The organism is Promicromonospora sp. NPDC052451, from assembly GCF_044547525.1.
Lineage (GTDB): Bacteria > Actinomycetota > Actinomycetes > Actinomycetales > Cellulomonadaceae > Promicromonospora.
On record NZ_JBIUAP010000003.1, the window covers coordinates 441,972 to 463,374 of the forward strand.

Genomic DNA, 21,403 nt, shown 5'->3' on the forward strand with positions numbered 1-21,403 from the left:
CACCCGGATCGGTGATCCTGATGTCGAGAACCCGGCGACGGCTCCGTCCTAGGGTCGAGGGCGCACGAACCGCGTCCACGACGCAGGGCCCGCGGGGCCCGTGAACCAGGGAGACGACCATGGCGAAGTACCTGCTGCTCAAGCACTACCGGCGGTCCGGCCCGGAGTGGGTGCCCGGCACCGACGTGCCGATGGACCAGTGGAGCCCCGAGGAGATCACGGCCCACATCGACTACATGCGCCGCTTCGCCGAGAAGCTGACGCAGAGCGGAGAGTTCGTGAGCGAGGGCGCGCTCTCGCCGGAGGGCACGTTCGTCCGGTACGACGGCGAGGGCCGCCCGCCGGTGACGGACGGGCCGTTCGCGGAGACGAAGGACCTCATCGCGGGCTGGATGATCATCGACGTCGAGTCCCAGGAGCGGGCCTACGAGGCCGCGGCGGAGCTGTCCGCCGCACCCGGCGTCGGCGGACGGCCGATCTACGAGTGGCTCGAGGTGCGGCCGTTCCTCGGAGAGGACCTGACGATCTCTGAGTGAGCCGGCTGAGTGAGCCGGGCGACCTGAGGAGGGCTGGACGTGGACCACGACGCCGTGAACGACCGGGTGCGGACGCTGGCGCCGCAGGTCCTGGGCGTCCTCGTCCGCCGCGGAGCAGACTTCGCGACGGCCGAGGACGCCGTCCAGGAAGCCCTCATCGAGGCCGTGCGGCACTGGCCCGAGGACCCGCCGGACGACCCGAAGGCGTGGCTGCTGCGGGTGGCCGGCCGCAAGCTGATCGACCTGCAGCGGTCCGAGGCGGCCCGGCGGCGCCGCGAGGAACGGGTGCACGACGAGCCGCCGCAGGGCCCCACCGAGCAGTCGGACGACACGCTCCTGCTCCTGAGCCGCTGCTGCCACCCGGCGCTCAGCCCGGCGTCGGCGATCGCGCTGACGCTGCGGGCCGTGGGCGGGCTGACCACGGCCCAGATCGCGCGGGCGTTCCTGGTTCCCGAGGCCACGATGGCGCAACGGATCTCCCGGGCCAAGCGCACCATCACCGGCGAGCGGTTCGACACACCCGGCGACGTCCGTGCGGTGCTGCACGTGCTGTACCTGATCTTCAACGAGGGCTTCACGGGCGAGATCTCGCTGGCGGACGAGGCGATCCGGCTCACGCGGCAGCTCGCGGTGTCCTCGGCGGTGCGTCCGGAGGGTGCGGACCCCGAGATCGCCGGGCTCCTGGCCCTGATGCTGCTGCACCACGCACGACGGGACGCCCGATACACCGCCTCGGGCGAGCTGGTGGCGCTCGACGAGCAGGACCGGGGCCGCTGGGACACGGCGATGATCGCCGAGGGCGTCGACGTGCTCCAGACCGCCCTGTCCCGCGACCGCCTGGGCCAGTACCAGGCCCAGGCGGCGATCGCCGCCCTGCACGACGACGCGCCCAGCGCCGCGGAGACCGACTGGCCGCAGATCCTGCAGTGGTACGACGAGCTCGCCGCGCTCACGGCCAGCCCCGTCGTGGCGCTCAACCGGGCGGTCGCCGTCGGGCAGGTGGACGGCCCGCGCGCCGGCCTGGCCGCGCTGGCCGACGTCGACCCGGGGCTGTCCCGGTGGGACGCCGTGGCCGCGCACCTGTACGAGCGTGCCGACGACATCGAGCTGGCCGTGAGGCACTACACGGCCGCCGCGGACCGGGCGACCAGCGCCGCCGAGCGTACGCACCTGATCAAGCAGGCGGCGCGGCTGCGGGCCGGCCGGTGACGGCTGCCCCGTCGGTCGAGGCGAGATAGGCCTCTAGGGCGGCGGCCCCGGCCAGCAGTGCCCGGCCGCGAGCGGTGAGGCGGCCCTGCCACTCGTCCAGGGTCGCCGCCAGCGGTTCCAGGCCCCCGGCGGTCCGCACCTGCTCGATGAGCGGGACGATCTGCTCCAGCAGGTACCCGCCACGGCGGAGCTGGTGGGTCAGCCGTGCGTCGCGCACCGCGGCGGCGTCGTAGACCCGGTACCCGGTCTGCGGGTCCCGTCGCGGACGGACCAGGCCCGCGCGCTCCCAGGTACGCAGGGTGGCGGGCCGGATCCGCAGCCGGGCCGCGAGCGGGCCGATGAACGTGTCCTGCGGCTCGGTTCGCCGGATCGGCCGGGCGGGCGGCGCGCCGTCCAGGTCGCGCAGGGCGTCCTCGACGGCCCGCAGGGTCCGCCGGTCCTCCAGGAGCAGCGCGTGGCTCTCGTCGATCAGCCGGTACGCCTCGCCGAGGGCGCCGTCGTGCACCGCGCGCAGGATCGCGGCCGCGGCCTGGTGGCCGTGGCCGGGCACCAGGGCAAGGAAGGCGCGCAGCGCCCGCGCGTGCCGCGGGGTGTACACCCGGTACCCCGCGGGTGTCCGGTCGGCGGCCGGCAGGATGCCGGCGTCCTCGTAGTTGCGCACCGCCTGCGTGGACAGCCCGTGCCCGCGGGCCAGATCGACGGGCCGCAGCCGTACGCCCGTTTGAGGGTTCTGCCCCACGCTCGGCTCCGTTCTGTGACAAGGTCTCAACCAAGCCTTCAACGATACCGTTGAGGGAATGGTGAGAGACATCGAGCACACCGTTCATCCCGTCGACGCCGCCTCCCTGCTGGGCCTTGTCCCCGGCCCGCCACAGGTCCTGGCACTGGGCGAGCCGACGCACGGCGCGCAGGACCTGCTCAGGATGCGCAACACCCTGTTCCGCGAGCTCGTCGAACAGCACGGCTACCGCACCATCGCCCTGGAGACCGACTGCCTCGCGGGCCTGCTCGTGGACGACTACGTCACGACCGGCCGGGGCGACCTCGACCACGTCCTGGCCCACGGCCTGAGCCACGACTGGGGCGCGTACCCCGGCAACCGCGAGCTCGTGCGCTGGATGCGCGCCCACAACGACGGACGCCCCGCCGCGCAGCAGGTCCGCTTCGCCGGTGTCGACGGGCCCCTGGAGATCTCCGCGGCCGCCAGCCCGCGCGCGGCCCTCACGGCACTGCACGACTACCAGGCCGCCCGGGTGGACGCCGACCTGCTGCCCTGCGGCGCCGACGTGCTGGACCGCATCATCGGCCCGGACGACCGCTGGACCGAGCCCGCCGCTATGACGGACCCCACCCGATCGGTGGGGCAGTCCGCCGAGGCCAGGGAGCTGCGCCTGCTCGCGGACGACCTGGCGACCCTGCTCGACAGCCACGCCCCGCAGCTCCTGGCCGGCTCCACACCGCAGGAACGGGATCGCGCCCACCTGTACGCGCGCACCGCGACCGGCCTGCTGCGCTACCACTTCTGGATGGCCGACCCGTCACCCGCGCGCATGACCCGCCTGCTCGGGATCCGCGACACCATGATCGCCGAGAACCTGCTCGCCCTGGCCGGACGTGGCCCCGTGCTGGTCAACGCCCACAACAGCCACCTCCGGCGGGGCCGCAGCACCCTGCGCATGTGGGACCACCCCCGGCTGGAGTGGTGGGGTGCCGGCGCGCTCGTCGACGCCCGGCTGGGCGACCGGTACACGGTCGTGGCCACGGCGCTCGGGACGCTTCGCCACCGGGGCGTGGACGTCCCGGAGCCGGGCACCGTCGAAGGACGGCTGTACGCGCTGGGCCGGGACCGGCTGCTCGTGGACGCCGCCGCGCTCAGGGCCGAGACCGCGGGGACCGGCACCGAGCGCCCGGCGCTCGCCGCCCGGACGTCTCCCTGGTTCGGGTACGCGCCCCTGGACCCGGCGCGGCTCGCGGACCAGGACGGCATCGTGTTCCTCCGCGACGTGGCCGAGGGCTGAGCAGAGCGTCGCCGAGCGCGACCGGGCGGTCGTCCCCGCGCGGCCCGCTGGATCGCACGTGGATCCGCTGCTCACTATCTGCTCCCTCTGCGCGCAGTAGCGCTCCCCGGAGCGCGAGCAATCGTTGATAAATAGCCACTCTCAACTTCAGTGCGCACCCGCTTCAGGAAAGCGGGTGCGCACTGTGTGGGATCGAAAGTAGGCGTAGTATTGTCGTACTACGCCTACTACTACGCGGGTGAACGATCCTCTGCGGAAAAGAACCGCGGGATGCGCCGGCGGACCGATCGAGACGGAGAAACGACGTGCGGGACAAGGAACGGGTCTTCCAGGCTGCCGACACCCTCGTGGCCGAGGGCGCCACGGTCACCGTGACGAGCGTGCGCGAGCGCGCCGGCTGCTCCAACGCGGCTGCGACGAAGTACCTGCGCGAGTGGCGCGAGGAGCGGGCTGCGCAGGACGAGGCGCGGTCGGCCCTCCCCGACCTGCCCGCCACCGTCAGCGCCCTCCTGTCGAGCGGCATGGACGCGCTGTGGCGGGCCGCCGTCGAGGCGGCCCGCGCGGAGCACGAGGCAGCGGCCGCGGCGTCGGACGAGGCGCTGACGGCGGTGGTCGGTGAGGCGGACGCGCTGGCCGCCCGTGTGGACGAGGCGGACGCCGAGCTCGCACAGCTCCGCGCGGTGCTGGAGACCGCACGCGAGGCCGTCGGGACCGCGCAGGAGGAACGCGCCGCGGCCGAGCGGGAGCGGGCCACCACCCACGCGACGGTCGCCCGGCTGGAGGCCGAGCTCGCCGACACGCGCTCCGCGCTGACCCAGGAACGAGCCGCCGTGACCGCCGCCGAGCGTGCCCGGGCGGCGGCCGACGCAGCCCGGGCCCAGGCGGACGGGGCCGCCGTCGGGCTGCGCGAGTCCCTCGCCGATGTGCGCACCGCGCTGGAGGCCGCCCGGGACGACGTCACGCGTGCCCAGCACGACCGGGCCGCGGCCGACACCGCACGGGCGGCCGCGGAGGCGGCAGCCGCCCGTCTGGAGGGCGAGCTCGCCGCTGCCCGCGACGCACTGGGCGCGCTGCGGGAGCAGGTGACGGAGGCCGAGCGGTCGCGTGCGGCCGCGCTCGCGGGTCAGGCCCAGGCGGAGGGCACGGCGGCAGGCCTGCGGGAGGCCCTGCAGGCGGTGGAGACGGCGGCGGTGCGGGACCAGCCCGCCGTACGGGACTAGCTAGCGCCCGAGCCGGGCGACCCCGCCGGATTCCAGCGCCGCCCACACCGCGCCGTCGGGCCCCACGGTGATGCCGTGCGGTTCGGAGGACGGCGTGGGCAGGTCGTGCTCGCTGACCTCGCCGTCCGCGGTGATCCGGCCGATCCGGTTGCCGCCCCACTCCGTGAACCAGCACTCCCCCGGCCCGGTCGCGACGACGGCGTGCGGCTTGGCATCGCGGTCCGGCAGCGGGAACTCCTGGACCGCGCCGTCGGGCGTGATCCGGCCGATCTGCCCCGCCGCGATCTGCGCGAACCACAGGGCGGACCCGTCGCTGGCGATACCCACGGGTCCGGAGGCCGGCGTGGGCAGGGGGTGGATCGTCATCTCGCCGCCCACCGTGACCCGGCCCACCGCGTTGGCCTGGTTGAGCGTGAACCACAGCGCGCCGTCCGGGCCCGTGGTGATCGCCGACGGCATGCCGCCCGCGACCGGCACCTCGACCTCCGAGACACGGCCGTCGGCGGTGACCCGGCCGATCCGGTCGGCGTTCATCTCGGTGAACCACACGGCCCCGTCCGGGCCGGGCGTGATCCCGTACGGGCCGGCACCGGGCGTAGGGACGGCCACGGACCGTGCCGTGCCGTCGGTCGTGATGCGGCCGATCCGGTGGTCCTGGGACCGGGTGAACCACAGCGCGCCGTCGGTCCCCGCCGTGATCACGAGCGGCATGCACCCCGCGGAGTCCAGCGCGTGCTCGGTGACCGCCCCGTCGGGGGTCAGACGCGCGATCCGGCCGGTCCGGGCCAGGGTGACCCAGAGGGCGCCGTCCGGCCCGGAGGCGATGCCGTACGGGCCGGCCTTCGCATCCGCCACGGCGATCTCGGTGACGGCCGGGGCTTCGGAACGGTGCACTGCTACTCCCTGCGGACGAGGCGGACGGGGCAGGGACAGGCCCGAGGCTGGAGCGCCCGCGCGTCGTCGTCCGCCCCGGGCGGTCACCGCACCCTGCCTGGCGGACGACGGCGGCGCAACCGCACCCGCCGGACACGTGCCCTGCCCGGCACCGGGGATAGCCTCGGGGGCGTGACCCGCGAGCAACGCCGCCTGAGGCTCTCGGTCGACGACCAGATCGAGAACCGCTACCTGGAGGTCCCCTTCGAGCTGCCGTCCGGCGGCGTCACGCGCCTGGAGGTGACGCTCGACCACGACCGGGACGCCGCGGTGATCGACCTCGGCTGCCGCGACCCGGAACGCTGGCGCGGCTGGTCGGGCGGGGCCCGGTCCCGGTTCGCGATCACCCCCGGCGCGGCGACGCCCGGGTACGAGCCCGGCGAGCTGGTCGCCGGGCGGTGGGCGGTAGTGCTCGGCCTGCACCGGATGCCGGCCGAGCCGGTCGACGTCACCGTCACGATCGCGACCGGCGTCGACGCGGGCAGGGTCGAGGCCGAACCCCCGGCGCCGGCCACGGCCGCCGGACGCGGCGACCGTGGCGGGACCCGGCTCGGGCGCGACCTGCCCGCACCCGCCGGGCTGACCTGGTACGCGGGCGACCTGCACGCGCACACCACCCACTCCGACGGCACGCTGAGCATCGCCCAGCTCACCGCTGCGGCAGCGGGCCGGGGCCTGGACTTCCTCGCCGTGACGGACCACAACACCGTCTCCCACCACCTGCACCTGCCCGCCGTGGCCGCGACCTACGACATGTGCCTCCTGCCCGGCCAGGAGGTGACCACGCACGCGGGTCACGCCAACGCGTTCGGCGACATCGGCTGGGTCGACTTCCGCCGTCCGGCGGCGCAGTGGCCGGCCGACGTCGAGAGGCGCGGCGGGCTGCTGTCGGTGAACCACCCGGTCCAGGACGACTGCGGCTGGCTGTACCCGGTGCGGACCGGGTACCTCGAGCTGTGGCACATCTCGTGGTTCCTGGACCTGACCGCCACGGGTCCCTGGGCGTACCTGCGAGCGCTCGGCGGCGCCACCGACCCGGCCTCCGTGTCCGGAGGGGGACTTGAACTCCCACGCCGTGAACGACCCGTGCTCCTGGGCGGCAGCGACTTCCACACCCCCGACCAGGGATTCCCGCCCGGCACGCCCACCACCTGGGTCGCGGCCGAGGACCGCACGCCCGAGGCGATCCTCGACGGCATCCGCCACGGGCGCACCGCCGTCAGCCGGTTCCCCGGGCCGGGCGAGCCGGTGCTCGTGCGGGTGGGCGAGGACCTGGTGGCGATCGACGCGGACGGCACCGTCCTCGTGGAGGGGCTGCCCGCCGGCGGGCAGGACCGGCGTCGCCGGGTGCGCGGGGACCGGGTGTCCATCTCCGCACCGCCTCATCGCGGCCCCTACCGCCTGGAGGCGCCGGACCGGACGCTGCTCGCGATCAGCGCGTGACCGGCCCGGCGTCCGGTGCGGCGTCCGGTGCGGCGGGCAGCCGGATGAACCGCGAGACCACCGTGCCGAGCAGCAGCAGCGCGAACGGGTACACCGACAGGTACACGCGGAACGCCTGCCCCGGGTCCGGCCCGGGGTCGGCACCCGACCGGTACCCGAAGAACACCGCCAGGGACAGTACCGCTCCCGCCGTCACCAGCGCGTTGAGCCGGCCCAGCACACCGAACGCCGCCAGGAACAGGCCGCTGCGGTGCACCCCGTGCCGGGCGGCGTCCGCGTCGAGCACCCGAGCGATCACGAGGTCGTTGGTGGCGAGCACCCCGGAGTACCCGACCGCCACCGCGAGCCCGGCGAGGATCCCGGTGAGCAGGTTCGTGGCGAAGTAGAGCGGCACGAACCCCACCGCGGCCACCGGCAGCGCGAGCCGCCACGTCCAGGCCGCGCCCTTGCGCCGCACGACGCCGGCCCACACGCCCAGCATCCCGATCGCCACCACGATCACGACGAGCTGCAGGATGCTGGCGTCCAGCGCCGAGCCGCCCAGCGTGTGGTCCACGTAGAGCTGCAACCCGCCCAGCACCAGCGCCATCGCCGCGCCATAGCAGGCGTTGACCACCCCGACCGTCCAGAACTGCGGCGTCGACAGGACCTGCCCGATCGACCGGAAGAACTGCGGGCGCGGCTCCGCGTCCAGCGCCGGGTCCTCCCGCACGCCGAACGCCGTCCACAGGATCACGGCCGCCGCCACGACCCCGAACACCACCGCCAGCCGCCCGTACCCGACGGCCGAGCCCTCCGGTCCCAGCACGCCCCGGGCCAGCACGGGTGTCAGGGCGAGCGCGACCACCAGCGCCACGAGCTGGGCGCCCTGCCGCACCGCGTTGGCCGTGGCCCGGCGCCGCTCCTGCGTGAACAGCTCCGGCAGCAGCGCGCCGTAGCTGGCGTTGATCAGCGAGTCCGCCATCTCGGTGGTGATCGCGAACACCGCGAACCACACCACCAGCCCGACCGCGGAGTCGGCCACCGGCCCCGGCACCGTGAACAGGGCGATCGTCGTGCACGCCAGCACCAGTGCGCCCACCACCAGGTACGGCCGACGCCGCCCCCACCGGGACCGGGTGCGGTCCGACAGGTACCCGAACACCGGGTTGTCCAACGCGTCCAGGACCCCGTAGACCGCGTAGACCGTCGCGTAGACGGCCGCGTCCAGGCCGAGCAGCTCCACGTACACGTAGAACATCGAGCCCTTGACCAGGTTGATCGGCAACGACGTGCCGAACATGCCCAGCCCGTAGCGCAGCGGGGACGTACCCGCTCCCCGCGGCGTCTCCCCCGCGTCCTGGGCCTCCACGCTCGTGAGCCTACTCACCACCGTCCGACCAGGTCGATGCCCTGCCGCTCGATCTCGCGGGTGAAGACCGGGTCCCCGAGCAGCCGCAGCTCCCACGTCCGCTTGCGCCACCAGCCGGCAGCCGCCGCCCGCAGCCGCGGCGTGTCCGGCGCGGGGTGCAGGAAGATCTCGCTGGTCCCCTCGGGCAGCCGGCCCAGCAGACGCAGGTAGTGGTCACGCAGCGCCGGGTAGTCCCCCGCCTCGGCGTCCCCGCCGCGGTGGGTGGCGATCACCCGGGGCAGACGCACACCGGCGGCGTCGGCGGCTGCGACGGCGCCCGCGTGCCGTGCGCGGACGTCGTCGCGGGCCAGCAGGGGGTCGCCGTCGCCGTACAGCTCCAGTCCGCGGGGCAGCCGGAACGCCAGCCCCCGCCGCGCGCACACCCCGATGGCCTCCGGGAGGTAGGACCGGCCCAGCAGGCCGTACAGCGTGCCGCGGTGGGAGTCGAGTCGGTCGGGGGCCGGCAGGCCGGCCGCCGCGGCGGCGCGCGCCACGGTGTCGGCCTGGGTCGTGATCCGGTCGGTGACGTCGTCGAACCCGCCGTCGGGTTCCGGTTCCGGCAGCGTCACGTGGACACCGGGGGCCACGCCGGTCCCGGCGCGGGCGAGCAGCCGGGTGATCCGGTCCACGCCGACCACGGCGTCCCGGGGCTGCCCGTCCGGGACGCCCGGCGGCTCCTCGGTGGTGCCGGTGGCGATGACGCCCACCGCCGTGAGCGGTGAGCCGGCCAGCAGGGCCGCGATCTCCCGGTCGGCGTCGGGGTCGGTGCCGGCGTCGTCGGCGGTGAGGACGAGACTGCGCGTCATGCGCCCAGTCTGGCCCAGGTCACGGGGCGCACAGTCAGGCGCGGCCGATCACGCCCGTGCCGAGCACCCCGCCGACCTCGCCGAGCTTCACCTCGAGCTCCCACGGGGTCGTCACCTGCGGGATTCCCGCCGGGACGCACGTGGCCGCGGCGGTGTACAGGGTCAGGCTGGCACCCAGCGTGTCGGCGTGCCACACGCCGGGACCGACGATCTCGAACTCACCCGGCCCGGTGCGGTGCAGCACCAGCACGTACTCCTGTCCGTCGCGCAGCACGGCGGGCCGGCCCTCACCGGGTGGCACGGTCCGTGATCCCATCTGCGTGACGGCGATGCTCGCGTTCCGGGCGACGGCGCCCAGCAGCACCTTGCGCAGCCGCAGCTCGGTCCGGGTGTACGGCACGCGGTCCACGACGTCGACCTGCGCCTCACCGGCCTGCACCAGCGCGACGACGTCGGCGTCGGCGACGAGCTGCTCGACCGTGTCGTAGTGCTCGGCGGCGGGGATGTCCGCCGGGCGCACCGCGGCGACGCAGCCGACCAGGAGCAGGGACGCGACGAGCGCGCCGACCAGAGCTGCTGCCTGCCGTCGCATCGTTCGTCCCGTCCCGTCGTCCGGCGCCCGCGGTGCCCCCTCGGTATGAGGGAGCGGCCGACCCCGGTGCGTGGTGCACCCGGCGCTGTGCCACGCACCGCCGTGCAACGAATGCTTCCGTGTTGCGGGAAGGCGGGACAAGGGTTTGCAGGGGCGAACGAGCCCGCGCGGCGGCGCTACTTTGCCACGATGTGAAAAGACGTGGGGAATCGGGTGACGCCGCCCGGGGTCCGGGGTGGTAGGGCCCTCCTGGTGTCTGCCACGCGGAGCGGTGACAGGTGGGTCAGGCGGCGTGCGTCTCCGCGATCGCGCGGACCAGGCCCGAGGTGGAGATCGAACCGGTGCGGTACCGCTCCACGGCGCGCAGGAGAGCGTCGCCGACGTCTCGCGGCACGCGCGCGGACCGGGTGGCGGGGTGCCAGATCTCCCGCTCGAACACTGCGGTGCGCCGGGCGGGGCCGCGGAACAGGCGGCCGGCGAGCGGCGGGGGTGCCTGGAAGGACGGCTGGAGGGACGGCTGGAACGGTGCGGGCACCGGTGGCACCGGTGCGGCAGGTGCCGGTGCGGTTCCGGCCGGCCGGGCCGCGAGACGGGAGGCCCGGTAGCGGGCGCCCGGGTCCCAGCGGAGGGTGGGCAGGGTGCGTGCCGTCGGCCGGACGCCCGTGGCCGCGCGGCGTGGGGCGGGGGTCTCGCTGGCCTCGTCGTCGACGGCAGCGGCGGCGGCGGTGACCGTCACGTCGTCCGCGACGGCGTCGCCGGCGACGGCGGCCGCCGACCGGGCTTTCTCGGCCTGCTCGGCGTGCGCCGCGCGCAGGGCCGCGACGATCCGGGCGACGCGGTCGGTGCCGGCCTCCTGGTACGGCGCACCGTCGGGGACCGGGTTCTCCGTACCGTCTGCCATGGCCGCGCTCCCTCACCCTCGCCGCGGTCCCGACCGCCGAGACCGATGTCCCTTATGTTCCCTGCCTGGTCCGGGGCGTGCAAGCCCCGGGGCTCAGTCCCCGCCAAGCATGTCCAGGAAGCTGGGCGTGCCGGCGAACGGGTCGGCGGGCTTGGCGTGCTCGCCGCGTGCGGCGAGCAGGCCGGCCAGGGCCCGGCCGGCCCGTTCGATGCGCTCGGGCAGGGAGCTGCCGCCGTCGTGCTTCTCGCCGCCGGCCTGCGCCCAGTCGTCCGTGGCCGCGAAGACCGAGGTGGTGACGACGTCGGCCCGCAGGTAGGTGAACAGGGGGCGCATCGAGTACTCGAGCGCGAGCGAGTGCCGTGGTGTGCCGCCGGTCGCGCCGAGCAGCACGGGCATCCCGGTGAGGGCGTCCTTGTCGAGGATGTCGACGAACGACTTGAACAGCCCCGAGTAGGTGGTGGTGAACAGCGGGGTGACGGCGATGACGCCGTCGGCCCCGGTGATCGTCTCGATGTCGCGGGCCAGGTCCCCGGTGGGGAACCCGGTGAGCATCGCGTCGATGATCGCGTGGCCGTGGTCGCGCAGCTCCACCATCTCCACGTGCCCGTCGTGGCCGAGGGCGGCCAGCTCGCGGACCGTGGCGTCGGCCAGGCGGTCCGCCAGCAGGCGGGTGGAGGAGGGCTGGCCCAGCCCGGCGTGCACGACGGCGATCGTGCGGCCGGACTCGGGGCGGCCCGCCTTGACGTCAGGGGTGGTCACGAGACGACCTCTTCCGCGCGACGGCCGGTGAACTCGTCCCCGCCCTCGCCCACGTGGGTGGCGGCGGTCTCGCCCTTGGCCCGGGCGGCCGCGACGCGCTCGGCGTGCGTGGGCGGGTTGGCCGGCACGTCGGCGGGGAGCTTGGCGGCGGCGATCTTGCGCAGCTCGGGCACGACGTCGGAGGCCAGCAGGTCGATCTGCTCCAGGACGGTCTTCAGGGGCAGCCCGGCGTGGTCCACCAGGAAGAGCTGGCGCTGGTAGTAGCCGACCTCGTCGATGAACGTCCCGTACCGGTCCACGACCTGCTGCGGGGAGCCGACCGTCAGCGGCGTCTCGCGCGTGAAGTCCTCCATGGAGGGGCCGTGCCCGTAGACGGGCGCGTTGTCGAAGTAGGGGCGGAACTCGGTCCAGGCGTCCTGGCTGTTCTTGCGGATGAACGCCTGCCCGCCGAGGCCCACGATCGCCTGGTCGGCGCGGCCGTGACCGTAGTGCTCGAACCGCTGGCGGTAGAACTGCACCATCTGCTTGGTGTGGCTCATGGGCCAGAAGATGTTGTTGTGCAGGAACCCGTCACCGTAGTAGGCGGCCTGCTCGGCGATCTCGGGGCTGCGGATCGAGCCGTGCCACACGAACGGCGGCACGCCGTCCAGGGGGCGCGGGGTCGAGGTGAAGCCCTGCAGCGGGGTGCGGAACTTGCCCTCCCAGTCCACGACGTCCTCGGTCCACAGCTTGCGCACCAGGGCGTAGTTCTCGATGGCGAGCGGGATGCCCTGGCGGATGTCCTGCCCGAACCACGGGTAGACGGGGCCGGTGTTGCCGCGGCCCATCATGAGGTCCATCCGGCCGTCGGAGATGACCTGGAGCATCGCGTACTCCTCGGCGATGCGGACCGGGTCGTTGGTGGTGATCAGCGTGGTCGCCGTGGACAGCGTGATGTTCTTGGTCACGCCGGCCAGGTAGCCGAGCATCGTCGTCGGGCTGGAGGCCACGAACGGCGGGTTGTGGTGCTCACCGGTGGCGAACACGTCCAGACCTGCCTCGTCGGCGTGCTTGGCGATGGTGAGCATCGCCTTGACGCGCTCCGTGTCGTCCGGCGTGCGGCCCGTGGTCGGGTCCGTCGTCACGTCGCTGACACTGAAGATCCCGAACTGCATGATGTCGTGCTCCCCTCAGGTTGTTTCATGCATCTGCATGAACATCCGCCTCAACCGGGTGGTCGCGTCGATTGTTCCCGCCCCACTCCCCCGCCCCTGCCGCGACGTACGTGAGATCGCGCACATCAACGCCCAGTTTGCCCGGAGTGCGCTTGCGAGCGCACCTGCGACGCGTAGCCTGATCAGGCGGCGCGAAGATCGTCGACGTCCCACGGCGTCGACGGCCGCTGTCGATGCCCGGCCGGGAGCCGGAACATCACCGAGGGTCCCTGCGTTGGCTATACGGACCTTTTCCCGCCACCCATCCCGACAACCCTCTGGAGGACAACGTGCCCGACCGGTCCCTGCGCGGTATGAGCATCGGTAGTAAGAGCATGGAGTCCGACGAGGGCGTGGACTTCGCCCCTCGGTTCCAGGCCTACTACGACTGCCCCAACGGCCACACCATCATCCTGCCCTTCGCCACCGACGCGGACGTCCCCCCGATCTGGGAGTGCCGCTGCGGCGAGGAGGCTCTCCTGCGCGACGCGGAGAAGCCGGAGCCCAAGGCTGCCAAGCCCCAGCGCACCCACTGGGACATGCTGCTGGAGCGCCGCACCGTCAAGGAGCTCGAGGACCTGCTCGACGAGCGTCTCGAGCTGCTGCGCGCCGGCAAGCTGCGCCGCTCGGCCTGACGCCGCGGCGCCCCCGGCGCCACGGCACGGACGACACGACCGCCGGCCCGGACCCACGAGGTCCGGGCCGGCGGTCGTCTCATGTCCGGCTACCGCTGCGCGGCCTCGCGCACCCCGCGGTCCCGGCGCCGCGCCCCGATCCCCCCGACCACACCCGCCACGACCAGCACGCACGCGAGGCCGCCGACCACCCAGCCCGGCCAGTACCCGGCCGCCACCGCCGGCGTGACCGTGGACCGCAACGGCAGGTTCGCCACGAACTCGTCCGCCGTGAACAGACCGGACCGGCGCACCACCGTGCCGTCCGGCGTGATCACGCCCGAGACACCCACCGTCGAGATCTGCACCGTGGCCCGCCCCGTCGTGATCGCCTGCACCCGCGACATCGCGAGCTGCTGCGTCGACTCCGCCGTGAACCCGAACGACGCGTTGTTCGTCGGCACCACCAGCACCTGCGCGCCCTGACGCACCGCGTCCCGGACGATCTCGTCGTACGCCACCTCGAAGCAGATCACGGTGCCCAGGCGGTAGTCCCCCTGCCCCAGCCGGCTCGGCACGTCCACGTACGGCGGATTCACCCCGGCGATCATGTCCGTCGTCACCCGGTCCACCTGGTCCGACAGCAACCGCAGGACCGACCGCATCGGGATGTACTCACCGAACGGCGCCGGGTGCTGCTTCGCGTACCGGCCGATCACCCCCTGACCCGCCTGCCACAGCAGCGACACGTTGTACCGGCCGCCCGTCTCGGGGAACTCCTGCGCCCCCACCAGGATCGGCGCGCCCACCGCCGTGGCCGCCGCGTCGAGCCCGCGCGCCACGTCCGGCGCCGTCTGCGGGTCCAGGTCGCTGCCGTTCTCCGGCCACAGCACCACGTCCAGCTCGCCCGCGAAGTCACCGGCCAGCGTGTACGTGCCCTCCAGGTGGTTGTTCAGCACCTCGGCCCGGTTCGCGAACGCCCCCAGACCCGGCTCCCCCACATTCCCCTGCACCGCCCCCACCCACAGGGTGCCCTGCTCGGCCACGTCGCTGCCCGCGTCGTACACCTCCTGCCCCTCGGGCGTGCGGACGGGGCCGGCGCTCGCGGACGTGGGCAGCGGCAGCAGCAGGGGGGCGAGCGCGACCATGGCGCCCAGGGTCAGGACGCCGACGGCGTGCCCCACCTCGCGGGGTGCGGTGCGTGCCCCGGGTGTGGTCCCGGCGCGGGAGGTTCGCCCGGCCGCGCGGACCAGGGCCGCGACCGCGAGGGCGAGCAGCACGCCGGCGAACGCGACCAGGAGGCTCACGGCGACGGTGCCACCCAGCCAGGCGGCGCGGCCGGTCGGGGCGGGGGCCATCGCCCAGGCGAGGCGCCCCCAGGGGAACCCGCCGAACGGGATCTCGGCGCGCCACTGCTCGACGGCGACGTAGAGCACGGCGAACGCGGCGGCTAGCCGCCAGCCGCGCCGGCGCAGGAACCGGGCGCGTCGCACCCAGGTCCACAGGGCGCCGAACCCGGCCAGGAACAGGGCCTCGACGCCTGCCACCGCGATCCAGGGGACGGTCTCGGTGGACTCGTGCGCCCACCACAGGTGCGGCAGGAAGAACGCGAGCCCGAACAGGAGGCCCATCAGGGCGTTCCACCAGGCGTGGTCCCGCCCGAGGGCCCAGTACAGGACGGCGACGGCGACGAACGCGGCGGGCCACGCCCCGGCGTCGGGGAACGCGGCCCACAGGACGAGGCCTCCGGTCACCGCGAGGAACAGGGAGAGCAGCCGGGAGGGCTCACGCAGGCGCACGACGGCAGCCTACCCGCGGCGCGGGGCCGGGCCGCCTAGAAGGTGTCGTGGAGCACGACGCCGGCGCGCAGCGTGTGCAGGCACTCCGGTTCCGGGGCGTCGGGCGACAGGTCGGGCAGCAGGGGTGTGCCCGCGCGGGCCTCCTCGCTCCAGGAGGACAGGCGGCCGGGCGCTGCCTGGACGCCGAGCTGTTCGGCGCGCCAGACGGCCAGGTGCGCGGGTGCGCCGACGCGCAGCTGCCCGGCGCCGGTGTGGTCGAGGCCGGCCAGGCGCCATCCGCCGCGGGTGTGGGCGCGGAACGCGGCGCCTGCCGAGATCCGCTGCTCGGGGTCCTCGTGACCGGTGGCGGCCCGCACGCCCTGCCACGGGTCCACGGGCGTGACGGGGGTGTCCGAGCCGAAGGCGAGCGGCACCCCGGCCTGGGCGAGGTCGGCGAACGGCATGAGCGACCCGGCGCGGCTGGCGCCCAGCCGGGTGGCGTAGACGCCCTTGCTGCCGCCGAACGCGGAATCGAAGGCGGGCTGCACGGACAGGCCCACGCCGCGGACCAGGAGCGCGGCGAGCGTGGTCGCATCGACGAACAGGGCGTGCTCGATGCGGTGGTGCCCGGCGCGCACGGCGCTGTCGCCGGTGATCTGCGCAGCGACCTGCAGCCCGAGGACCATCTCGTCCATGGCCCGGTCGCCGATGACGTGGAACGCGCCCTGCACGCCCGCCTCCTGGACGGCCGCCAGGTGGTGGGCGATCTGGTCGGCGTTGAGGTACAGGTTCCCGGTCCAGGGCGTGCCGTCGGGGTTGGTCAGCACCCCGCTGAACGCGGCCGACGCCGGGTCGGCGGGCAGGTCGGAGTACGGGCTGCGCAGCGCGGCGGTGCGTGACCCGATGGAGCCGTCCACGTTGAGGTCCCCGCCGATGCCCGCCAGGAACGGCAGCTCGGCGAGCAGGGCGCGTGCGTCGTCGGCGGTGCGGCACAGCTCGCCGCGGTAGGCGGCCAGGTGCGGCAGGGCGGTGACGCCGGGGTCCGTCAGGGCCGCGGCGAGGGTCTCGTCGCTGGTCAGAGCGTGCAGCTCGGCGAGGCCGGCGCGGGTGTCGAGGTGCTCGCCGCTCATCTCGTGCACGGACACGACGCCGCGCGCGGCCCAGGCGGCGAGCGTCTCGCGGTACAGGCGGGTGCGGTGCTCGGCCGTGAGCGTGTGCGCGACGGCGCGCACGGTGTGGTGCAGGTCCGCGGTGACCAGGCCGGTGTCGGCGGGGGCGTCGGACCAGCCGGAGCCGGACATGCCGGCGCCCGTCCACGCCGGGTCGTGCTCGATGCCCGCGCGGGCGGCCATCGCGGTCGAGACCACCGCGGAGTGCACGTCGACACGGGCCGCGTACACGGCGCGTGTGCCGCAGGCGGCGTCGAGCTCGGACCGGGTGAACGCGCGTCGTTCGGGCCAGGCCTGCTCGTCCCAGCCGAACGCGAGCAGCACCTGCTCGCCCGACGGGTCGGACGCCTCCAGCCGTCGCGCCCGCCCGTGCAGCACGGCCAGCGCCTCCCCGAGGGACCGCACTCCCGCGCCCGCGCTCAGGTCCACCGAGTCGGCGGCCAGGCCGGTCTCCAGCACGTGCGCGTGCGCGTCCACGAACCCGGGGGTGACCAGGGCGCCGTCCAGGTCGATGACGCGGTCGGCGCGGGCGGCCAGGCCTGCTGCGGTGTCGTCGGCCCCCACCCAGGCCACCACGCCGTCGTCGACGAGGATCGCCTCGGCGAACGGGTCGGCGGCGGAGTGGACGACACCGTTGCGGTACAGGATGGATCGGACAGGCTGGCTCACGGTCGGAACTGTATGCGATCCGACCCTCCGGCGCCCTGGTCAGGCGGGTGATCCGGAGGACTGCTCACAGGCTCGAGTAGGCCACGACCCCCCGCAGGACCGCGTCCTGTGCCTTGCGGGCCGCGGTGCGCAGCTTCTCCGACGGCGCCGCGCCGCCGAGCTGGTCCAGCACGTCCACGACCTGCTTGCACCAGCGGACGAAGTCGCCGGCGGCCAGGTCGGAGCCGCGCAGCACGCTGTCGAGCCCCTTGCCCGACGCCCACCGGTACATCGCGCCGACCAGCCCGAGGTCGAGCGGGCCGGTGGCGTCGATGCCGTGCGCCTCCTCCAGGTCGTCCACCTCGGACCACACCCGCTGGGTGTCGTCCAGGACACCTGCCAGCCGGCCGGTGGGGCCGCCGGGGATGTACGGGTCGGGGGCGTCGTCACGCCGCCCCTGGTACACGACGGTGGACACGACGGCGGCCAGTCCTGCCGGGTCGAGCCCGTCCCACACGCCGCGGCGCAGGCACTCGGCCAGCAGCAGGTCGTTCTCCGCGTACAGGCGCCGCAGCCACCGGCCGTCGTCGGTCACCCGGACGCGCCCGGCCCCGTCGCTCGCGGTCCGCTCCAGGTACCCGAGGGTGAGCAGCACGTCGAGGGTGCGGTCGAAGGTGCGCGCGATCGACCCGGTGCGACCCTCGACGCGCCGCACGAGCTGGTCGTGCTCCCGCTTGAGCTTGTTCCACCGCTCGGCCCACCGGGCGTGGTCGTCACGGTCGGGGCAGGCGTGGCAGGGGTGCGCCTTGAGGGCCTTGCGCAGCCGGGCGAGCTCGGCGTCGGTCGCGGCGTCCGAGCGGCGCCGGGCCTGGGTGCCGCCGCGGGCGGCCCGCCCGGACCCGATCGGGCTGCTGGTGCTGTGCGCGGAGGGCACGTCGTCCGCCATGGCGCCCAGCGCGTTGCGCATCGTGGAGACCAGGTCGCGGCGCGCGTCCGGCTTGCGCGGGTTGAACGACTTGGGGATCTTCACGGTGGTGACGGTCTCCAGGCCGTCGGGCGCGTCGGCCAGCGTCAGCTTCTTGACCTGCCGTTCCTGGGTGAGCACGGTGGGGCGGGGCCCGTCGAACCCGCCGGGCTCGCCCGGGTCGAGCACCAGGACGTAGCCGCGCCGCCGCCCGGAGGGCACCTCCACCACGTCGCCGCGCCGCAGCTTCTCCAGGGACGCGACGACCTCGGCCCGCCGGGCGCCGGTGGCGGCCCGGGACAGCTCGCGCTCGCGGTCCTTGATGGCGCGGCGCAGGTCCATGTACTGCGCGAAGTCGCCGACGTCGCAGGCCATCGCCTTGGCGTACCCGTCGAGGGCCTCGGCGTGCGCCTGGGCCTGCTTGGCGAGGCCGACGACGCCGCGGTCGGCCTGGAACTGCGCGAACGACGTCTCCAGGACCTCGCGGGCCCGGTCGCGGCCGACCTGGGCGACGAGGTTGACGGCCATGTTGTAGGTGGGCCGGAAGCTGGACCTGAGCGGGTACAGGCGCTTGGACGCCAGGCCCGCGAGGGCCACGGGGTCCAGGGCGGGGTGGTCGACGACGACGGCGTGTCCCTCGATGTCGATGCCGCGCCGGCCGGCCCGCCCGGTGAGCTGCGTGAACTCGCCGGGTGTGACGGGGACGTGGCTGGTGCCGTCCCACTTGACGAGCTTGTCCAGCACCACGGACCGGGCGGGCATGTTGATGCCCAGGGCGAGAGTCTCGGTGGCGAACACGACCTTGACCAGGCCGCGGGAGAACAGGTCCTCGACGGTCTCCTTGAACACGGGCAGCATGCCGGCGTGGTGCGCGGCCACGCCGCGGGCCAGGGCCTGCGACCAGGACCAGTACCCGAGCACGTCGAGGTCCTCGGGCGGGATCGCGGCGGTGCGCTCCTCGACGACGGCCCGGATCGTGGCCTCCTCCTGCGGGCTGGTCAGCCGCAGCCCGGCCTTGAGGCACTGCTCGACGGCGGCCTCGCAGCCGGCCCGGGAGAACACGAAGTAGATGGCGGGCAGCAGCCCGTCGGCGTCGAGGCCGTCGATGACGACGAAGCGTGGCGGGGTGCGCCGGGCGGGCCCCAGGTCGCTGCCGTGGCCGCCGGTGCGGCGTCCGCCGGGGCCGCGGTAGCCGCGGTCGCCCCGGCCGCGGTACCCGCGCCCGCGACCACCGTGCTCCCCGGGGCGGGTGCCGCCCCGGCCGGACCGGAACGCCGCGGACAGGTCGGGGTTGATGGGCGGGCTGGTGCCGGGGTCGGTCGGGTCCACGTGCCCCGCGTACAGGTCCAGCAGGCGCGGCTTGCCGCGCGGCTCGGGCGAGGACATCAGGACGTGCTGCCACAGCGGCACGGGCCGGCGCTCGGAGACGACGACGGCGGTGTCGCCGCGCACCATCTCCAGCCAGTCGCCGAACTCCTCCGCGTTGGACACGGTCGCGGACAGGGAGACGAGCTGCACGTCGTCGGAGAGGTGGATGATGACCTCTTCCCAGACCGGGCCACGGAACCGGTCGGCGAGGTAGTGCACCTCGTCCATGACGACGTACGCGAGCCCGTCCAGCGTCGAGGACCCGGCGTAGAGCATGTTGCGCAGCACCTCGGTGGTCATGACCACCACGGGTGCCTCGCCGTTGATCGTGGTGTCCCCGGTGAGCAGGCCCACGTTCTCGGGCCCGTGCCGGCGCACCAGGTCGGCGTACTTCTGGTTGGACAGGGCCTTGATGGGCGTGGTGTAGAACGCCTTGCGGCCCGAGGCCAGCGCCAGGTGGACGGCGAACTCGCCCACGACCGTCTTGCCCGCACCGGTCGGGGCGGCCACCAGGACACCCCGCCCCTGTTCGAGCGCCTCGCACGCCACGACCTGGAACTCGTCGAGGTCGAACCCGACGACCTCCCGGAACGCGGTCAGCTCGGGGTGGTCGGCCGCTGAACGGCGCTGGGACCGGAAGGCCGTGTACCGCTCGGCAGGGCTCAGGTCGTTCATGGGGCACAGCCTACGGTCCCTGTATGACAAACCCGTGTGACACCACACGGGTGGTCACACGGGTTAGTCGCACAGGTTTGGTCAGACCTCCGCCGCCTCCAGGCGCCGCTGGACGCGCCTGTCGTGCAGCAGCGCGACGCCGACCGCACCGAAGTACAGCACGCAGATCGGCAGCGCGACCAGGATCATCGTCAGGGCGTCCGGCGTCGGCGTGATGATCGCCGCGAACGTGAACGCCACGAGGATCGCCCACCGCCAGCCGCCCAGCAGCCCCTTGCCGGACATGAGCCCGGCGAAGTTCAGGCCCACCAGCAGCACCGGCGACAGGAACGCCAGCCCGAACGCGATGAGCAGCCGCATCACCAGCGACAGGTACTCCTGCGCGTTGGTGAACGCGGTCGCGCCGTCCGGCAGGAACCCCGACAGGATCTGGATCGCGTGCGGGAACACGAGCCAGGCCATGTAGGCGCCACCGAGGAACAGCGGGAAGGCCGCCCCGACGAACGCGTAGGCGTACTTGCGCTCGTTCTTGTTCAGGCCCGGCGTGATGAACGCCCACACCTGGTACAGCCACCACGGGCAGGTCAGGAACACGGCCAGGAACAGCGACGACTTGATCCTCAGGTCCAGGGCCGCCATCGGCCCGGCGAAGTTCAGCGTCATCTCGTTGCCGCGCATCTCCTCCGCCACCACCAGGGGACGCTGGAGCAGCACCAGCAACGGGTCGTACAGCAACCAGCCGGCGACCGCCCCGACCACCAGGCCGAGCGCGATCAGGACGAACCTCTTGCGCAGCTCGAGCAGGTGCTCGAGCAGTGGCATCCGACCGTCGGACGCCCGCCTCGTTCGTGCCACCGGTCAGGCCTTGGGGATGTCGCGGTCCCTGTTGTCGATCAACCCGGGAGTCGAGCCGGAGCTCGTGCTCCCACCCGGGGTCGCGTCCGGCGAGTTGCGCACGACCTTGTCGTCCACGGCGTGGGTCGCGGCGTCGTTGCCGTCCTGGCGACCGTCGTCGCGCATGTCCTTGATCTCCTTCCTGAAGATCTTCATCGACTGGCCCACGCTCTTGGCCAGACCCGGCAGGCGGGTCGACCCGAAGAGCAGCAGGACGACGACGAGCAGGACGATCCAGTGCCACGGCTGCATGGCGCCCATGGTGAGACTCCGTTCGGCTGAGTGCGGTGTTC

At 74.0% G+C, this 21,403-nt stretch carries 19 protein-coding genes; 6 read left to right on the plus strand and 13 right to left on the minus strand.

What is annotated here, in order from left to right; translation table 11 throughout:
• Positions 1-119: 119 nt before the first annotated feature.
• Complete coding sequence (locus tag ACIG47_RS07735; protein ID WP_119145476.1) at positions 120-536, plus strand: YciI family protein; 417 nt, start codon at positions 120-122, stop codon at positions 534-536.
• Positions 537-575: 39 nt separating this feature from the next.
• Positions 576-1,745, plus strand: a complete 1,170-nt coding sequence (locus ACIG47_RS07740; RefSeq protein WP_397430309.1) for an RNA polymerase sigma factor — start codon at positions 576-578, stop codon at positions 1,743-1,745.
• On the opposite strand, the gene ACIG47_RS07745 is transcribed toward ACIG47_RS07740, so the two are convergent.
• Complete coding sequence (locus ACIG47_RS07745; protein ID WP_397430310.1) at positions 1,711-2,484, minus strand: MerR family transcriptional regulator; 774 nt, start codon at positions 2,482-2,484, stop codon at positions 1,711-1,713. The two genes, ACIG47_RS07740 and ACIG47_RS07745, sit on opposite strands and share 35 nt — an antisense overlap.
• A 58-nt stretch (positions 2,485-2,542) precedes the next feature.
• On the opposite strand from ACIG47_RS07745, the gene ACIG47_RS07750 reads away from it, so the two are divergent.
• Both ACIG47_RS07750 and ACIG47_RS07755 read left to right on the plus strand, forming a co-directional pair.
• Positions 2,543-3,763: an erythromycin esterase family protein gene (locus ACIG47_RS07750; RefSeq protein ID WP_397430311.1), complete on the plus strand. Its 1,221-nt coding sequence runs from the start codon at positions 2,543-2,545 to the stop codon at positions 3,761-3,763.
• Positions 3,764-4,068: 305 nt separating this feature from the next.
• Positions 4,069-4,983: a DNA-binding protein gene (locus ACIG47_RS07755; protein WP_397430312.1), complete on the plus strand. Its 915-nt coding sequence runs from the start codon at positions 4,069-4,071 to the stop codon at positions 4,981-4,983.
• On the opposite strand, the gene ACIG47_RS07760 is transcribed toward ACIG47_RS07755, so the two are convergent.
• On the minus strand, positions 4,984-5,877 hold the full coding sequence (locus tag ACIG47_RS07760) for a virginiamycin B lyase (RefSeq protein ID WP_397430313.1): 894 nt from the start codon (positions 5,875-5,877) through the stop codon (positions 4,984-4,986).
• Positions 5,878-6,048: 171 nt separating this feature from the next.
• Between ACIG47_RS07760 and ACIG47_RS07765 the strand changes: the two genes are divergently transcribed.
• Positions 6,049-7,359, plus strand: coding sequence for a CehA/McbA family metallohydrolase (locus tag ACIG47_RS07765; protein ID WP_397430314.1), 1,311 nt, complete (start codon positions 6,049-6,051; stop codon positions 7,357-7,359).
• On the opposite strand, the gene ACIG47_RS07770 is transcribed toward ACIG47_RS07765, so the two are convergent.
• From ACIG47_RS07770 to ACIG47_RS07795, 6 genes are all read right to left on the minus strand, one after another.
• Positions 7,349-8,710, minus strand: coding sequence for an MFS transporter (locus tag ACIG47_RS07770; RefSeq protein ID WP_397430315.1), 1,362 nt, complete (start codon positions 8,708-8,710; stop codon positions 7,349-7,351). The genes ACIG47_RS07765 and ACIG47_RS07770 overlap by 11 nt on opposite strands.
• Before the next feature lie 14 nt (positions 8,711-8,724).
• Positions 8,725-9,555, minus strand: a complete 831-nt coding sequence (locus ACIG47_RS07775) for a ChbG/HpnK family deacetylase (protein WP_397430316.1) — start codon at positions 9,553-9,555, stop codon at positions 8,725-8,727.
• Positions 9,556-9,589: 34 nt separating this feature from the next.
• Positions 9,590-10,147 carry a hypothetical protein gene (locus tag ACIG47_RS07780; RefSeq protein ID WP_397417456.1) on the minus strand — a complete coding sequence of 186 codons (558 nt, stop codon included), beginning with the start codon at positions 10,145-10,147 and terminating at the stop codon, positions 9,590-9,592.
• A 283-nt stretch (positions 10,148-10,430) separates the two neighbouring features.
• On the minus strand, positions 10,431-11,048 hold the full coding sequence (locus ACIG47_RS07785) for a hypothetical protein (RefSeq protein ID WP_397430317.1): 618 nt from the start codon (positions 11,046-11,048) through the stop codon (positions 10,431-10,433).
• Positions 11,049-11,141: 93 nt separating this feature from the next.
• Entirely contained in the window at positions 11,142-11,807 is a 666-nt protein-coding gene (locus ACIG47_RS07790) for an FMN reductase (RefSeq protein WP_397430318.1), read from the minus strand.
• Entirely contained in the window at positions 11,804-12,961 is a 1,158-nt protein-coding gene (locus ACIG47_RS07795) for an LLM class flavin-dependent oxidoreductase (RefSeq protein WP_397430319.1), read from the minus strand. The genes ACIG47_RS07790 and ACIG47_RS07795 overlap by 4 nt, the downstream gene beginning before the upstream one ends.
• A gap of 329 nt (positions 12,962-13,290) precedes the next feature.
• Between ACIG47_RS07795 and ACIG47_RS07800 the strand changes: the two genes are divergently transcribed.
• A complete protein-coding gene (locus tag ACIG47_RS07800) occupies positions 13,291-13,635 on the plus strand; it encodes an RNA polymerase-binding protein RbpA (RefSeq protein ID WP_397417464.1) in 345 nt (114 codons plus the stop codon).
• A gap of 89 nt (positions 13,636-13,724) precedes the next feature.
• On the opposite strand, the gene lnt is transcribed toward ACIG47_RS07800, so the two are convergent.
• From lnt to tatA, 5 genes are all read right to left on the minus strand, one after another.
• Complete coding sequence (lnt, locus tag ACIG47_RS07805) at positions 13,725-15,413, minus strand: apolipoprotein N-acyltransferase (RefSeq protein WP_397430320.1); 1,689 nt, start codon at positions 15,411-15,413, stop codon at positions 13,725-13,727.
• A gap of 35 nt (positions 15,414-15,448) precedes the next feature.
• Entirely contained in the window at positions 15,449-17,230 is a 1,782-nt protein-coding gene (locus tag ACIG47_RS07810) for an amidohydrolase (protein ID WP_397430321.1), read from the minus strand.
• 64 nt (positions 17,231-17,294) lie between these two features.
• On the minus strand, positions 17,295-20,216 hold the full coding sequence (locus ACIG47_RS07815) for a DEAD/DEAH box helicase (protein WP_397430322.1): 2,922 nt from the start codon (positions 20,214-20,216) through the stop codon (positions 17,295-17,297).
• Positions 20,217-20,297: 81 nt separating this feature from the next.
• Positions 20,298-21,038, minus strand: coding sequence for a twin-arginine translocase subunit TatC (gene tatC / locus ACIG47_RS07820; protein WP_397417473.1), 741 nt, complete (start codon positions 21,036-21,038; stop codon positions 20,298-20,300).
• A 36-nt stretch (positions 21,039-21,074) separates the two neighbouring features.
• Entirely contained in the window at positions 21,075-21,371 is a 297-nt protein-coding gene (gene tatA / locus ACIG47_RS07825) for a Sec-independent protein translocase subunit TatA (protein ID WP_397430323.1), read from the minus strand.
• Positions 21,372-21,403: the final 32 nt, after the last annotated feature.